Source organism: Mycoplasma sp. Ms02, assembly GCF_019720735.1.
In the GTDB taxonomy this organism is placed as follows: Bacteria; Bacillota_I; Bacilli_A; order Mycoplasmatales; family Metamycoplasmataceae; genus Mycoplasmopsis.
Window position 1 is genome coordinate 580,022 of record NZ_CP081302.1, and the last position, 16,170, is coordinate 596,191.

The 16,170-nt window shown below is 37.4% G+C and carries 11 protein-coding genes and 2 rRNA genes; 11 read left to right on the forward strand and 2 right to left on the reverse strand.

Features of this window, described 5'->3' with window-relative positions; genetic code table 4:
* Positions 1-26 precede the first annotated feature (26 nt).
* From rplX to K4L35_RS02270, 9 genes are all read left to right on the forward strand, one after another.
* Positions 27-347, forward strand: coding sequence for a 50S ribosomal protein L24 (rplX, locus tag K4L35_RS02230; RefSeq protein ID WP_370629454.1), 321 nt, complete (start codon positions 27-29; stop codon positions 345-347).
* Complete coding sequence (gene rplE, locus K4L35_RS02235; protein WP_370629455.1) at positions 344-898, forward strand: 50S ribosomal protein L5; 555 nt, start codon at positions 344-346, stop codon at positions 896-898. Before rplX ends, rplE begins: the two co-directional genes overlap by 4 nt.
* On the forward strand, positions 898-1,083 hold the full coding sequence (locus K4L35_RS02240; RefSeq protein ID WP_036463585.1) for a type Z 30S ribosomal protein S14: 186 nt from the start codon (positions 898-900) through the stop codon (positions 1,081-1,083). The genes rplE and K4L35_RS02240 overlap by 1 nt, the downstream gene beginning before the upstream one ends.
* A complete protein-coding gene (rpsH, locus tag K4L35_RS02245; protein ID WP_221617323.1) occupies positions 1,083-1,478 on the forward strand; it encodes a 30S ribosomal protein S8 in 396 nt (131 codons plus the stop codon). Before K4L35_RS02240 ends, rpsH begins: the two co-directional genes overlap by 1 nt.
* Before the next feature lie 8 nt (positions 1,479-1,486).
* Entirely contained in the window at positions 1,487-2,026 is a 540-nt protein-coding gene (rplF, locus tag K4L35_RS02250) for a 50S ribosomal protein L6 (protein WP_221617324.1), read from the forward strand.
* Between the two features lie 18 nt (positions 2,027-2,044).
* Complete coding sequence (rplR, locus tag K4L35_RS02255; protein WP_221617325.1) at positions 2,045-2,395, forward strand: 50S ribosomal protein L18; 351 nt, start codon at positions 2,045-2,047, stop codon at positions 2,393-2,395.
* A 197-nt stretch (positions 2,396-2,592) separates the two neighbouring features.
* Entirely contained in the window at positions 2,593-3,045 is a 453-nt protein-coding gene (gene rpsE, locus K4L35_RS02260) for a 30S ribosomal protein S5 (protein ID WP_370629456.1), read from the forward strand.
* 10 nt (positions 3,046-3,055) lie between these two features.
* Complete coding sequence (gene rplO / locus K4L35_RS02265; RefSeq protein ID WP_370629457.1) at positions 3,056-3,490, forward strand: 50S ribosomal protein L15; 435 nt, start codon at positions 3,056-3,058, stop codon at positions 3,488-3,490.
* Positions 3,491-3,630: 140 nt separating this feature from the next.
* The gene (locus tag K4L35_RS02270; protein WP_221617328.1) at positions 3,631-9,447 is read left to right on the forward strand and encodes a hypothetical protein; all 5,817 of its coding nucleotides are present in this window, start codon (positions 3,631-3,633) and stop codon (positions 9,445-9,447) included.
* A gap of 64 nt (positions 9,448-9,511) precedes the next feature.
* Here the strand turns inward: K4L35_RS02270 and K4L35_RS02275 are convergent, their stop codons facing one another.
* Entirely contained in the window at positions 9,512-10,747 is a 1,236-nt protein-coding gene (locus tag K4L35_RS02275) for an IS3 family transposase (RefSeq protein WP_221617329.1), read from the reverse strand.
* 248 nt (positions 10,748-10,995) lie between these two features.
* Here K4L35_RS02275 and K4L35_RS02280 point away from each other — a divergent pair.
* Both K4L35_RS02280 and K4L35_RS02285 read left to right on the forward strand, forming a co-directional pair.
* Positions 10,996-12,502: ribosomal RNA gene (locus tag K4L35_RS02280) — 16S ribosomal RNA — on the forward strand.
* 312 nt (positions 12,503-12,814) lie between these two features.
* A 23S ribosomal RNA gene (locus K4L35_RS02285) occupies positions 12,815-15,711 on the forward strand.
* Together the 16S and 23S rRNA genes form the textbook arrangement of a ribosomal RNA operon.
* Positions 15,712-15,949: 238 nt before the next feature.
* On the opposite strand, the gene rpmF is transcribed toward K4L35_RS02285, so the two are convergent.
* Entirely contained in the window at positions 15,950-16,147 is a 198-nt protein-coding gene (gene rpmF / locus K4L35_RS02290) for a 50S ribosomal protein L32 (protein WP_221617330.1), read from the reverse strand.
* Positions 16,148-16,170: the final 23 nt, after the last annotated feature.

Genomic DNA, 16,170 nt, shown 5'->3' on the forward strand with positions numbered 1-16,170 from the left:
AAAGGAGTTATTTTATTATGAACAAAATTAAATTCAAAAAGAATGACGAAGTTATTGTAATCGCAGGTAAAGAAAAAGGAAAAATCGGGAAAATCGAATCAATCGATCACAAAAAACAAGCTGTTATCATCAAAGACCTAAACCTTGTAACAAAACACAACAAACCAACACAACAAAACCAAGATGGTTCAATCTCAACTAAAGAAGCACCTATTCACGTTTCAAACGTTGCTTACTTAGTTAAAAAAGCTGGTAAAAGTACACCTGCAAAAACTTCAAAAATTGGTTACTTAGTAAAAGATGGAAAAAAAGTAAGAATCGCACGTAAAACTAAGAAGGAAATTTAATTATGAACTTAAAAAACGTTTACAAAGAAAAAGCTGTTCCAGCTTTATTAGAAAAATACGGATATAAATCTGTAATGCAAGTGCCAAAAATTGAAAAAGTCGTTATTAACATGACTGCAGGTAGAGAAGTTTCTAACTCAAAAGCGATTGAAGAAGTTTTAAACGAACTTACACTTATCTCATCACAAAAACCATACCAAACTGTTGCTAAAAAATCAAACGCTTCATGAAAACTACGTGAAGGAATGCCTATGGGTGGAAAAGTTACACTTCGTAGAGACAAAATGTGAGATTTCTTAGAAAAATTAATTCACGTTGCGATGCCTCGTATTCGTGACTTCCGTGGAGCAAACCCTAAAGCTTTCGACGGTAGAGGAAACTTTGCCTTAGGAATTAAAGAAGAAATTATCTTCCCAGAAATTGAATTCGACAAAATCCGTCGTATCAAAGGACTAGACGTCCTAGTTGTAACAAGTGCACAAACAGATAAAGAAGCTAGAACACTTCTAGAATTAATTGGGCTTCCATTTGAGAAAAAAGGAGATAAATAATGGCTAGAAAAGCGTTAATTGAAAAAGCTAAGCGTCACCCTAAATTCTCAACACGTGCATATACACGTTGTGAATTATGTGGACGTCCACATGCTGTTTTAAGAAAATACAAAGTATGTCGTATCTGCTTCAGAAATCTTGCTCACGAAGGTAAGATTCCAGGTATGAAGAAAGCGAGTTGATAATGTTTATTACAGATCCTATTTCAGATATGATCGTTCGTATTAAAAATGCGAACCAAAGAAAACATAAAACTGTATCTATCCCTTACTCAAACAAAAAAGCAAGAATTCTAGATATCATTTTAGCTGAAGGTTACATCACATCTTACGTTGTTAAAGGTGAAGGTGTTGAAAAATCATTACTTGTTACATTAAAATACAAAGGAGCACAATCTGCAATCGTAGGTATCAAACGTGTTTCTAAACCAGGATTAAGAGTATATGTAAAAGCTGACGAACTACCTAAAGTTCTTTCAGGTTACGGAACAGCTATTATCTCTACATCTAAAGGAATTATGACTGAAAAAGCTGCTAGAAAGGAAAACGTAGGTGGTGAAGTTATCGCCTATGTTTGATAGGTAGAACTATGTCTCGTGTTGGAAATCGTGTTTTAACTATTCCTGCAGGAACTAGTGTTAATGTAGAGGGTACAAAAGTTACTGTTTCAGGTAAATTAGGTACTCTTGAAAGAAATTTCAGTCAAAAAATTACAGTTATCGTTGAAGGTGCGACAGTTAGAACAGAACGTGCTAACGAAGAAAAACACACTAAACAATTACATGGAACAACAAATGCTCATATTGCAAATATGATCAAAGGTGTTTCAGAAGGATTCAAAAGAGATCTTGAAATTAAAGGGGTTGGTTACAAAGCTGTAATCCAAGGTTCAACATTAGTTGTTTCTGCAGGTTACTCACACGACGTTAAAGTAGAAATTCCTGCTGACGTTAAAGTTGAAACTCCAAAACCAGTTGAAGTATTAATCAGTGGAATTGACAAACAAAGTGTTGGACACTTTGCATCTGTTGTTAGAGCAATCAGAAAACCAAACCCTTACTCAGGTAAAGGGATTGCATATAAAGGTGAAAAAATCAGACGTAAAGAAGGGAAAACAGCTTCTAAATAGGAGTTGTGGTAAGAAGTTATGGCAAAATTATCAAGAAACCAAGCTCGTAAAGTTAAGCATGTTCGTATCCGTCAATCAATTTCAGGTACAGCTGCTAAACCTCGTTTAAACGTTTTTAAATCACACACAAACTTATATGCTCAACTAATCGATGATACAAAAGGTGTTACATTAGCAAGTGTTTCTACACGTTCATTTAATGAATACGGTGGAAACGTTGAAGCTGCTAAAAAATTAGGTGCTTTAATGGGAGACAAAATTAACGCTCTTAAAGTTACTGAACTAGTATTTGACCGTGGTGGATACTTATACCACGGACGTGTTAAAGCTTTTGCCGAAGCTGTTAGAGAAAAAGGAGTTAAATTCTAATTATGGAAAACGCTAAAAAAGAAGTTGTTCGTAATGATCAATCAGCTACAAAAGTAGTTGCTCCTCGTAAAAATGTTGCAAGAAAAGCTACAGAAGGATCACAAGAGAAAAAAGAAGGACAAAGACGTCCATTTAACCGTTCAAGAGATAACAGAAAACCTAGAGAAGAAGTTCGTTCAGAATTTACAGAAAAAGTTATTGATATTGCGCGTGTAACAAAAGTTGTTAAAGGTGGAAGAAGATTCAGTTTTTCAGCCTTTGTTGTAGTTGGAAACGGAAAAGGTCGTGTTGGATATGGACACGGTAAAGCAAACGAAGTTCCAGATGCAATCAAAAAAGCAGTTAAAGATGCTCAAAATAACTTAGTTGACGTTCCTCTATACAACGGTACAGTTCCTCACGTTGCTGAATCTAAATTCTTAGCTTCTAAAGTTATGTTAAAACCTGCTCCTAAAGGAAAAGGGCTTATTGCTTCAGGTACAGTTCGTGCCGTAGTTGAGCTTGCAGGATACTCAGACATTGTTACAAAAACATATGGTTCACGTTCAAAAGCAAACATTGTTAAAGCTACAGTTAAAGCACTTCAAACTTTAAAAACACCAGAACAAATTGCTCAATTAAGAGATAAAGACGTAAAGGATTTAATCTAATATGGCAGATATCAAATTACACACATTAAAATACACAGACGGTTCAAGACCAGAAAAACACCGTAAAGGTCGTGGTCACGCTGCTGGTAAAGGAAAACAAGCTGGTAAAGGTCAATCAGGACAAAACAAACGTAAAGGGCACAGATTAGGATTCGAAGGGGGTCAAACACCATGATTCCGTCGTATTGGAAAACGTGGATTTACAAATGTAAATCACATCGAGTTCCAAGTTGTTAACCTAAAAGATCTAGAAGCTCGTTACGAAAACGGTCAAGAAGTTACAATTGAATCACTTTTTGCAAATGGTTTAGTAAAAAGAACATTACCTATCAAACTATTAGGTAATGGAGAACTTTCAAAGAAATTAACTGTTAGAGTTCACGCAGTATCAGCATCAGCAAAAGCTGCTGTTGAAGCTGCTGGTGGGTCAGTAGAAGAATTATAATTCTACCCACTTTGCAAATTCCTAAAAAATCACGTCATGCGTGATTTTTTTATTTGGCATATTCAGTATTACTCAATTTTTTCAAAATTAAAACTGTATAATTCACATACTAAAAAACAATTGTGAACAAAGGAGATTTTATGGCAAAAGCAAAAAATATTATCCTTTTTGGATTAGTGCCTGCTGCACTTTCAGCAAGTGCAATTACAGCTTTAATTTTAAATACACAAAACAAAGTTCAAGATTCAAATTCAAATGCCCACCAACCAGAAATAGTTCCAGCCGACGAGAACGAAACATCACCACAAAATGTTCATCAAATCACAACGCTTGATAATCAAATAGCCTTAATCAAGCCAGGATACGCAAACAAATCGACAAATTTCCCATGACAAGCAAGTTTATCAAACCTTGTTTTTGACAACTTAAATTCAGATAAATTTAGAGTTATCGACCAAAAAGTACTTTACGATCCTAAACACCCTAATTCGGTTGTCCTACAATACAAAATCCAATCAATCGAAAATCCAAACGAAGTTTCGGAAACCCAAGAAGTTATACTTTCAGGTTTCAAACCAATTCCTAACAAATCTTCACTTCAAAACGAAATAAACACACAGGCAGCTGCAGCTACTGTGTCTTTAAACGTTGACAAAGAAACAACACTTTTAGAAGATATTACTATTGATAACATTTCTGTTTCTGGTTATGACACAGATCTTTACGACTTAGAATCAATCTCATTCTCTGGATTAACAACAGCAAGAACACTAACCTACACTTTCCGTTTAAGACACAAAGAGTTCAAAACAATCACTTCTCAAAAGCAAAAATATGTCGAAAACGACTTGCTTACAGTGCCCGTAATCCAAAAACAACTTCAAGAAGTTGCTAACAACGTCAAAGCTTCAGCAGACTCAAAAGATAAAAATGCAAAAGAAGTTACACTTGACGAAATCACACTTTCAAACATCGATGTCGAAAAATACGAAATATCAAACAAATCACTACTTGCTGGAGATACTGTTGTTCAAGTTTCTTTCTCACTTTCTGCCAAAAACCTAAGCCGTACAATATCAATTGAAGATCAAATTGTTGCAATAAGAGGTTTCTTACCATCACAAAAACCAGCTCCAGATAAACCCGAAGAAAATAACGACAAACCTGCAAATGAAAACGCAGAAAACAAAGAACCTGACAACACAAATAACGACGCAGCTCCTGTAGTTGAGCCAGAACAACCACAAATTCCAGATACGCCTCAGCCTGAAACACCTAAAAATCCAGAAACGCCAAGTGAAACAGGTGAAAAAGAAAAAACTGCTGACGAAAACAATCCTAACGAAGATAAAAGCGCAACAGATAATAACACTGATCCTCAAAATCCTTCAAATGATTCTGATAATGATAACCCTTCAAACAACGAAGAAAACGAATCGCCTGAAAACAAAGATGATAGTTCTGAAGAAGAAAATGAAAATGACAGCAATACAGAAGTTGAGGAAGGTACTGAAAAACCTGAAGGAGAGCCCGAAATTCAATTCGAAGAAGAAGAGCAAAATACAGAACCTGATGACTTCCCAACTCAACACACAAATACTCAAGTAGAAACAAACGTTGAAAAATCAGAAACATACGCTAACGAATTAAGACCTTCAAATATTGTTATTTCAGGATTTGACGCAGCAAGATATGAAGTTACAGATTTAGAACTAAAACTTTTAGAAGACAAAGTATCTGTTGAAGTGTCTTATAAATTAAGAAGTAATGTAACACAAGCTGAATCAGAAGTTCAAAAAGCCACAATAAATGGGTTTAAGGAAGTTGACGAAACCATTCTTCCATTACTTGAAAAAATTGAAGCTGAAGCTTCAAACAAGGGTTACTTTATTTCACCTGATCATATCGTTAGATTATCGCTAAAAAATGTCGATGATACTTTAAAACAAGAGCCTTCGCTTTCATATAAATGATTTAAAGATGACCTAGAGGAGTTTGGCAAAACAAATGATTCTCTTGAAGTTAAATCAAAACAAATTGTTGCCGATGCAGTTTACAGCGTCGAAATTTCAGCAAAAGGTCAATCAAGAAAAATTAAAGGTATTAACGTTTTCAAAACAAATGTGCTCGAATCTGTTTCAATAGACGTTGCAAATAACGGTTTATTAACAGAAGGTCAAGCCAACATTACGTTACAAAACCCTCAATCATTAACTATCTCAAAAGTGGTATGACACAAAGATGGAGAACCAACAGCTGATACTTCTCAAAACTCATACTTAAGTCGCGAAGTTGGAGATTACTATGCTATAGTAACAAACGAAAACGGTGTTGAATACAAAACAAATACTGTATCAGTTTCAGATCGTGAACTTCTTAACGTTAAAGATGAATTTAAACCTAAATTAACTGACAAAGTTAGTTATTCACCTACTTTAATAGAAAAAACAGGTGTTGAAACAGCAAGAACTTCAATTAACAACAATTATTATGCTTCACAACTTGAAGACAAATATGGTCAATATGGATTTAAGTACCCATCATACGATTACAACTATGAGGGTGGAACTAAAAACTCAAACTCATTTATTAATGCAACAATCGACGGTGAAGAAAGAAGAATTAATATTTCAGAACTTGTTTTTGCCGAAAGAGTAGCCGATGCTCCAGCAGGAGTGGATTGAAAATACTCAAACGCCGATTTTATTAAAAGAGAAATTCAAAACAACACTCTTAAAAAGCACCCAGTAATGAAAAAGCTTTATAAATTGGATGTTCAAGACAATGCAAAAGCAATTCAGAAAAAAGTTACTGCCTCAACACTTGCAACTGGTGTAACAGGTCTTGGTCTTTATGCACCTGCAGGTGAAATTATCGAAATTAGAATTAACCAAGAGTATAAAAATGTCCTAAAACAATACGTTGAGAGAAACAGATCAAACTTCTTTGGTAATACAAGACACTGAATTACGTTCACAATTAACCAAAACTATTGAGATAACTTTGTTTTTGAAAACTCAGGAAGAATCAGTAACAGATATCCTTTCATGAGAACAAATTTCAACTTCACATTGCAAGAGCTACTTGACAATGAAGTTATCAAAATTGCTTCCCCATTTGGTGGAGCAGTATCATACAATATTAACTACCCAGTTTATGACATTCAAGAATCACCAATCGATATTTCGTTCACAGTTGATAACGCTGTAGAAACATTATTCTACTACCACGGTCATACATCGAAAGCAGATTGAGATGCTCAAATTCAAAAAGTTAAAAATAAAGAAATAACTGCTCCTATAGCAATAATTCAAAACGAATACTCAACAGCTTTTATACCTTTTGATCACGACAGCGAAACAAGAATGGTGGATCGCTACAGTATCGACAACTTTATCTACCCAGAAGCTGCAATGAGAAAATGAACTGATTTCTTCCGTCTTTCATTAATGTGAAATGACTATGCATCTCCTAAATTATCAATGAACTATGGTGATGATATCTGAGGTGGTGCTGGTGCTTGAGGTGGTGGAGCCAACCTTTGAGCTCCTAGAAAATCAGCAAAAGAATTCTTCCAAGGTGGTCACAACTTTGGATTCTGATCTTGATTAAATTACCACGAAATCAACCACAACTACCAATCATACGAAGATCCATTCAACGTCAGAGACCATGGATGAACAAACATTCCTTCAACAATTAACCTTTCTTTCCTAAACGACCAAACCAGATTTAGAAACTTATACGACTGAGAAGGTGAAACAACAAGAGGTTGATCACACTTAGGAACCTCATACAGTTCAGCTAAAACAGGTAAAAAAGGTTCATGATACAACATGTATGCCTCAATGCTTTATACTTTAGGACCATTGAACTTTATGGACTGAGTTAAATCATCAGGAAAACGTGGAATGCACAACAAAGGACTTGAAACGCTTAAATATATGGTGGATTACTTTGGATTAAATTTCCACTATGCAGCTCAATGATATGACAGCGTAAGAAACCCACAAGAACCAAATCAAACTTCAATTAATTACGCAAAAGCCTTCCCTCTACTGAATTCAGTTCAAGAAGGATCGGCTGAAGATTTAATCCTAAAAGAAATCTACAAAAAACCAGCTATTGATTTACTAGGAAACGTTTATGCAGTAGGAGCTTATTTATATAAGCCAGAAACAGGATCGTTTGAATATACAACTGATACAACCCCTGCTTTCGAAGTTCCTGCATTCGAAGACTACACATTTGACTTTGCAAAAGGTATTACAGCTGTTAACCCAGATTTCAACTTTGACTTAACCTTCGTACCAAGTAAAACTGCCCAAGGTGGAACGCTTGTTAAAGATGGTAAAAAAGTAACTTACAAAGCTAACTCTGAAAAATTACATGAAATTGATGAATTTGATATCGAAATCACACCTGGTAACTGAGCAGGTAAACCTTCGATTTATGTACCTAAATATAAATTCAAAATTAAAGTTCGTAATGTGGTTAACCGTCCAACATACACAGTATATGACAACTTAAACTTAACTACATCCACACTTGCAGCAGCTCAAGAAGAAGTAAAAAAACCAGAAGTAGCAGCAAAAGGAATCAGAGTTTCACAAGGATTCCAGACAAATTCAATTAACTACTTCACTAAATCACCAGGTGCAACAAGAACACCAAACACTTTAATTGTTGCTGAAATGAAATATGTAGCTCCAAAAACAGGAACATTCAAATTCCATGCTGAAGTTGATGACGAAATTCAAATTTGAGTTGATTCAACAAAAGTTGGTGAAAGTAAAAAAACAAGAAACCAAACTATGTTCGAAGTTGGTTCGCATGAATTTACACAAGGTAATATTTACACAATTAAAATTTACGGATTTAATTCAAAAGATTCTGGTAAATTTAACTATTGATTACAGGAAGAAGGATCAGATACAAAGATCTACCTTGAAGATTCAGCCCTTGCACCAAATTATGAATCAAGCAAATTAGAAGCTTCAATCTCTGTAGATACTCTTCTTAAAGATGAAAAGTATCAATACAAACGTAGATACTTAGAAGACGACAAACTTTCTGACGCCCAATTAAATAAATTGGTGCCTATTGTTCCAGTTAAGTCAAACGACTTGGGTAGAGTAAGAACAAATAATGTTGCCGGTGCTGATCCTCAGAGATTTGTTGATGGTAACTGATGAACAGAATACTACCAAGATCAACACAATGAAATCATGTTCACATACCAAACAAGAAACGCTCAAGGTCAAAACGAAGTCAGAGAAATTAACTACTTTGACTTAGTGAGAGCTCCTGAAGCCCACAAAGACTTAAGCCCTAACTACTTTGTTATTCAAGCCGATAATCCACAAGTTCCATGAGAGCCAATCGTCTTATTCGAAGGTTATGTTGACCTTATAGCAACTTCAAGATATAGAATTTGGTTAAACAGACCATTCTCTTCACGTATCTACACAGTTAGAATGTCAAGAAGGGACACACCTACTTCAAAAATCGATTCATCAATCACTGGATTAGCTTTATCTGGATTCAAAGCTGGATTTGCAGTTAGACCTTCATTACTAATTCCTTCTGATACAGATGTAATTAAATATTACGGTTCATGAAATCTTGTCAAAAATTCTGATGAAAGAGTTCATTCAATCGTTAATAACACAGCAGCAATCACAAATGTTGCAGGTGATTATTTTGAAGCAGAATTTGAAGGTAATGCAATAACAATTATGGGAGCCAAAAAAGCAAACTCTTCAACATTCAAAGTTTATATAGATGGAAAATTAATAGATGAACAAGCAAATACAGAGAAAACACCTGAATCGCTAAACGCAATCATTTATCAAAAAACATTTGACATTGACAAAAACGCAAAACATAAAATCAAAGTTGTTACAAACGAAGCAAAAGAATTAGTTATAAATTATTTAGTTGCGTCAAAACTTTAATTAAAACTCGGCAAGACCGAGTTTTTTATATCTTTAAACTAGGACAGTTATTTCGGAATTTAAATTATCTATATAAAGCACTTCAGGATTCCTGAGGTGTTTTAAAATTGAGTTTTTTCTGAAATCTTTCGGTGTTATATCATTCAATAAAATTGTTAATTTGACTTTTTAGTTCCACAAACGACATATCTTTTGTGGAAATGTTGTAAATAAGTTCAGTTTTTAGAATTGAGAAAAAGTATTCAATTTCTCTGTTATCCAACGAGTTTCCAACTCTACTCATTGAAATTTTGCCATTCAAGTTTTTTATTGTTTCTAAATATTCCTGACTAGAATATTGTGATCCATGATCTGAGTGAATTACGAAGTCATGTATTTTGGAAAAGTTAATAGAAGTTAAAGAATCAAGAACCAGTTCAACATTATTAGTCCTACTTAGAGATCATCCGACAATCTTTTTGGTTTTATTGTGTAAAACTGCTGACAAAAAGACATGATTTTCCTTAACGTCCTTAGGTGCAGAAATATATGTAACATCGGTTGAAAATGTTTCTTGTTTAAGTCCATCAAAATCTCTTTTCATTAGGTCTGGAAATTTAACATTTGTATTTTTAGATTCTTTTCTTTTTGATTTTTGTCTGATAACACATTTCAAACCAAGTTTCTTCATTCTTCTTCCTATAGTCCTGTAATTAAGTGCTATTCCATGTTTTTTTAATATGTAAAAAGACAGTCTTTCCCTACCGAATCTGAACTTAGTATCTTCCATAGCTTTTTTAATTATTTCCATCTCTTTCTGAATTTGAGATTTTTTAAGTGTCATTTTGTATGACCTTTTTACAAAGTCATAAAAAGTAGATTTTTTAAATAAGAAACATAAAATTAGTTGTGATCTTTTCCTGGATTTGCCTTTCTTTTGGTTTAAAAGTTTTATGGCATCTTGAATTGTAAAATCAACACCATTACGATCAAAAATCTCTCTAAACATTTCTATAACAAAAACCATGTCTTCTTTATCAAAAACATCGTAATCTACTTTTCACTCTGGGCTGCTTAGGTCAACCTTTCTTTTTCTTCCTCTTCTTTCGATTGATGGTTTTTTCTTTTCTGGCAAAGTACCTTTTTCTTTGTAATTCATATAATAAATTTTAAATTTTTTATACAAACTTGGTTTACCAAAATCAACAAAGAACTTTTCTTTTATATATAAGAAAAACATCTTGTCTCCATACTTCTCAAAATTAAACTTTTCATAAACTTTAAAGAGTTTTATAAGCATTTCATTGTTTAAGTTTTTCATTCTTGCTCCTTTAGAAAAATAAAAATCGGAATTTCCGATTTTTTTGTCCTAGTTTACTTCTTGTAATAAAATTAAGTGCCTTAAATAATGCTTTTTTATGTCTTAAAAAGAATGTGTCAAAAAATTGTCAAAAAAACCAAAAAAATTTTTACATTGTTTCTTTTTCGTGCTAAAATTAATTTACGACTTGCGACGCAAATCGTGAAAATGTTCTTTGAAAACTAGATATATAAAACATGACAGTCAATTTTTTCGAGAGTTTGATCCTGGCTCAGGATGAACGCTGGCTGTGTGCCTAATACATGCATGTCGAGCGGAGTTCTTCGGAACTTAGCGGCGAATGGGTGAGTAACACGTACTTAACGTGCCCTCTAGATGGGAATAACGATTAGAAATGATCGCTAATGCCGAATACTTATTAGCTTCGCATGAAGTTAATATAAAAGGAGCGTTTGCTTCGCTAGAGGATCGGGGTGCGTAACATTAGTTAGTTGGTGAGGTAATGGCTCACCAAGACGATGATGTTTAGCGGGGTTGAGAGACTGATCCGCCACACTGGGACTGAGATACGGCCCAGACTCCTACGGGAGGCAGCAGTAGGGAATTTTCCACAATGGGCGAAAGCCTGATGGAGCGACACAGCGTGCGCGATGAAGGCCTTCGGGTTGTAAAGCGCTGTTATAAGGGAAGAAAAAGCAGTAGAGGAAATGCTATTGCCTTGACGGTACCTTGTCAGAAAGCAACGGCTAACTATGTGCCAGCAGCCGCGGTAATACATAGGTTGCAAGCGTTATCCGGAATTATTGGGCGTAAAGCGTCTGTAGGTTGTTTGTTAAGTCTGGTGTGAAAACTTGGAGCTCAACTCCAAATTGCATTGGATACTGGCAAACTAGAGTTATGTAGAGGTAAGCGGAATTCCTTGTGAAGCGGTGGAATGCGTAGATATAAGGAAGAACACCAACCTGGCGAAGGCAGCTTAATGGACATATACTGACACTGAGAGACGAAAGCGTGGGGAGCAAACAGGATTAGATACCCTGGTAGTCCACGCCGTAAACGATGATGATTAGCTGATGGGGAGCTCATCGGCGCAGCTAACGCATTAAATCATCCGCCTGAGTAGTATGCTCGCAAGAGTGAAACTTAAAGGAATTGACGGGGATCCGCACAAGCGGTGGAGCATGTGGTTTAATTTGAAGATACGCGTAGAACCTTACCCACTCTTGACATCTTCCGCAAAGCTATAGAGATATAGTGGAGGCTAACGGAATGACAGATGGTGCATGGTTGTCGTCAGCTCGTGTCGTGAGATGTTCGGTTAAGTCCTGCAACGAGCGCAACCCTTGTCCTTATTTAGATGATATAAGGAGACTGCCCGGGTAACTGGGAGGAAGGTGGGGACGACGTCAAATCATCATGCCTCTTACGAGTGGGGCAACACACGTGCTACAATGGACGGTACAAAGAGAAGCAATACGGCGACGTTGAGCAAATCTCAAAAAACCGTTCTCAGTTCGGATTGTAGTCTGCAACTCGACTACATGAAGTCGGAATCGCTAGTAATCGTAGATCAGCTACGCTACGGTGAATACGTTCTCGGGTCTTGTACACACCGCCCGTCACACCATGGGAGCTGGTAATGCCCGAAGTCGGTTTTGTTAACTACGGAGACAACTGCCTAAGGCAGGACCGGTGACTGGGGTGAAGTCGTAACAAGGTATCCCTACGAGAACGTGGGGATGGATTACCTCCTTTCTACGGAGTACACGACTTCTCAAAATGAGAAGTCAACGACACACTTAACAGAATGGCTATTTAATTTAAATGCGTCATGTGCTATTGTTAATAGCCCAATAGTAATATATCTAGTTTTGAGAGAACATTCTCTCTTGTTCTTTGAAAACTGAATAGTTAATTAAAATATTTTAATATAACAACGACATCAAAAAATAAATAAAGATAAAGTAAAAGTCTTATTTGTTTTGATACCGAGTTAATTATTAAATTTAACATTTAATAATTCATTAAAATGTCTTAAAATACATCAACAATAGGTAAATATTGTACTTTTAAATAAGTAAGAGTATATGGTGGATGCCTTGGGTCTGGAAGTCGATGAAGGACGTGATTACCTGCGATAAGCCTCGTGGAGCTGGATATGCGCTATGAAACGGGGATTTCCGAATGGGGGAACCTAGCTAAGGGAAAGCTTAGCTGCCATCTAATGAATAAAATAGTTAGTTGAGCGAGACACGTTGTGAACTGAAACATCTTAGTAGCAACAGGAAGAGAAAATAAATAATGATTCTATCAGTAGCGGCGAGCGAACGTAGAAGAGCCCAAACCAACATATGTTGGGGTTGTAGGACAGTCTACATGAAGTTACAAAATTGTGTTATAGCAGAATGTGTTGGGAAACACAAGCATAGAGGGTGAAACTCCCGTATGCGAAATGGCACAATCTTCTGACTGTATCCTGAGTAGGGCGGGGCACGTGAAACCCTGTCTGAATCTGCCGGGACCATCCGGTAAGGCTAAATACTAACCAGACACCGATAGTGAACTAGTACCGTGAGGGAAAGGTGAAAAGAACCCCGGGAGGGGAGTGAAATAGATTCTGAAACCGTATACTTACAATTAGTCAGAGCGCGTTAAAGCGTGATGGCGTACATCTTGCAGTATGGACCGGCGAGTTATGTTAACATGCGAGGTTAAGTGGAAAAAAGCGGAGCCGTAGAGAAATCGAGTCTTAATAGGGCGCTTTAGTATGTTGACATATACCCGAAACCAGGTGATCTATTCATGAGCAGACTGAAGCTTGGCTAATCCCAAGTGGAGGGTCGAACCGTAGTACGCTGAAAAGTGCCCGGATGACTTGTGAATAGCGGAGAAATTCCAATCGAACTTGGAGATAGCTGGTTCTCCTCGAAATAGCTTTAGGGCTAGCGTGTGATGTTAAACTTTGGTGGTAGAGCACTGAATATGGAATGGCCGCGCCTAGCGGTACTGACTATAATCAAACTCCGAATACCATTGTGAATTGTCATGCAGTCGGAACCGGGGTGCTAACGTCCCGGCTCGCGAGGGCAACAACCCAGATCGTCGGCTAAGGTCCCAAAATCGTGTTAAGTGAGAAAGGTTGTGAGTTTTCATAAACAACTAGGAGGTTGGCTTAGAAGCAGCCATCCTTTAAAGAGTGCGTAATAGCTCACTAGTCAAGAGAACTTGCGCCAATAATGTAACGGGACTAAAACACGATACCGAAGCCACGGGTACATTTTTGTACGTTAGAGGAGCGTTCTTAGGGCAATGAAGTATGACCGTGAGGACATATGGAGCGCTAAGAAGTGAGAATGCCGGTATGAGTAACGATTCGCGGTGAGAATCCGCGACGCCTATTGGGAAAGGTTTCCTGGGGAAGGTTCGTCCACCCAGGGTTAGTCAGGACCTAAGGGGAGGCTGATAAGCGTACCCGATGGACAACAGGTTAATATTCCTGTACTGTCAATAACTAGTGATGGAATGACGGAGAAGGATAGCAATACCCATTATTGGATTTGGGGGCAAGCATCAACTGGTCAATGTAGTAAAATGCGCATTGTATAACCGGGAGATGTGATGCATAGTGAAAGGCGACGAGTAACGAATTTTGTGATTTCACACTTCCAAGAAAAGTTTCTAAACGTTTAAAGTTATTGATACCTGTACCGAGAACGGACACACGTTCCCAAGATGAGTATTCTAAGGCGAGCGAGAAAACCAATGTTAAGGAACTCTGCAAATTGACCCCGTAAGTTCGCGAGAAGGGGAGCCCATCTTGAATGGGCCACAGTAAATTGTGAGGGGCAACTGTTTATCAAAAACACAGCTCTCTGCTAAACCGCAAGGTGATGTATAGGGGGTGAAGCCTGCCCAGTGCCCGAAGGTTAAGTGGATGCGTTAGCTTTAAGCGAAGCGTTGAAATGAAGCCCGGGTGAACGGCGGCCGTAACTATAACGGTCCTAAGGTAGCGAAATTCCTTGTCGGCTAAATACTGACCTGCACGAAAGGCGCAATGATCTCTCAACTGTCTCAACATTGGACTCGGTGAAATTATGGTCCCAGTGAAAACGCTGGGTACCCGCATCAAGACGAAAAGACCCCATGGAGCTTTACTACAACTTCGTATTGAAATTTGGCCTAACATGTGTAGGATAGGTGGGAGACTTTGAAGTTAAGACGCCAGTCTTAATGGAGTCATCCTTGAAATACCACCCTTGGTATGTTGAATTTCTAACCTGCCGCCGTAATCCGGTGGGGGGACAGTGCGTGGTGGGTAGTTTGACTGGGGCGGTCGCCTCCTAAAAGGTAACGGAGGCGTTCAAAGGTACACTCAATACGGTCAGAAACCGTATGCAGAGCGCAAAGGTAGAAGTGTGCTTGACTGCGAGACCTACAAGTCGAGCAGGTGCGAAAGCAGGACTTAGTGATCCGGCTGTACGTCATGGAACGGCAGTCGCTCAACGGATAAAAGTTACCCTGGGGATAACAGGCTTATCTTGCCCAAGAGATCACATCGACGGCAAGGTTTGGCACCTCGATGTCGGCTCATCGCATCCTGGAGCTGGAGTCGGTTCCAAGGGTTTGGCTGTTCGCCAATTAAAGCGGTACGCGAGCTGGGTTCAGAACGTCGTGAGACAGTTCGGTCCCTATCTGATGTGGGCGTTGGAATATTGATGAGAGCTGCTCTTAGTACGAGAGGACCGGAGTGGACACACCGCTGGTGTTCCTGTTGTTTCGCCAGAAGCATAGCAGGGTAGCCAAGTGTGGAAAGGATAACCGCTGAAAGCATCTAAGTGGGAAGCCTCCTCAAAGATGAGTATTCCCTTGAAATTCCTTGTAGACTACGAGGTTGATAGGATGGAAGTGTACGTGTAGCAATACATTCAGCTGACCATTACTAATAAATTGATAGGTTTAAAAGTGTGATGAATTTTAAAACATTTTAATGAATTAAAATCCTAACTATTCAGTTTTCAAAGATCAAAACCCACGGAGGGTTATTTTTTTTATTTTTTAGTGCATCAACTTAATTTACAGAACTTATTCTTGTTATACCTGCCTCAAGCCTTAATTATCAGCAGCTAAAATCTTTTGTATAACAAAACAATCTAAAAAAAGATATAAAAAAACAAAGGGCAAACAACCCTTTGATTATTTATATTAAGCTCTATCGTTTAAAGCTTCGTATCCTTCAACTTTTTTACCTTTGTAAAAACCACAGAATCTGCAAACAACGTGTTGCTCGATTAATTGTGAACAATTTGCACAAGCCACTAAATTAGGTGTTGTTAGAGCGTCGTGGGTTCTTCTTTTGTGTTTACGTTGTTTCGAAGTTTTACGCTTTGGAACAATTGCCATTTTACCCTCCTTATAATGTGGTT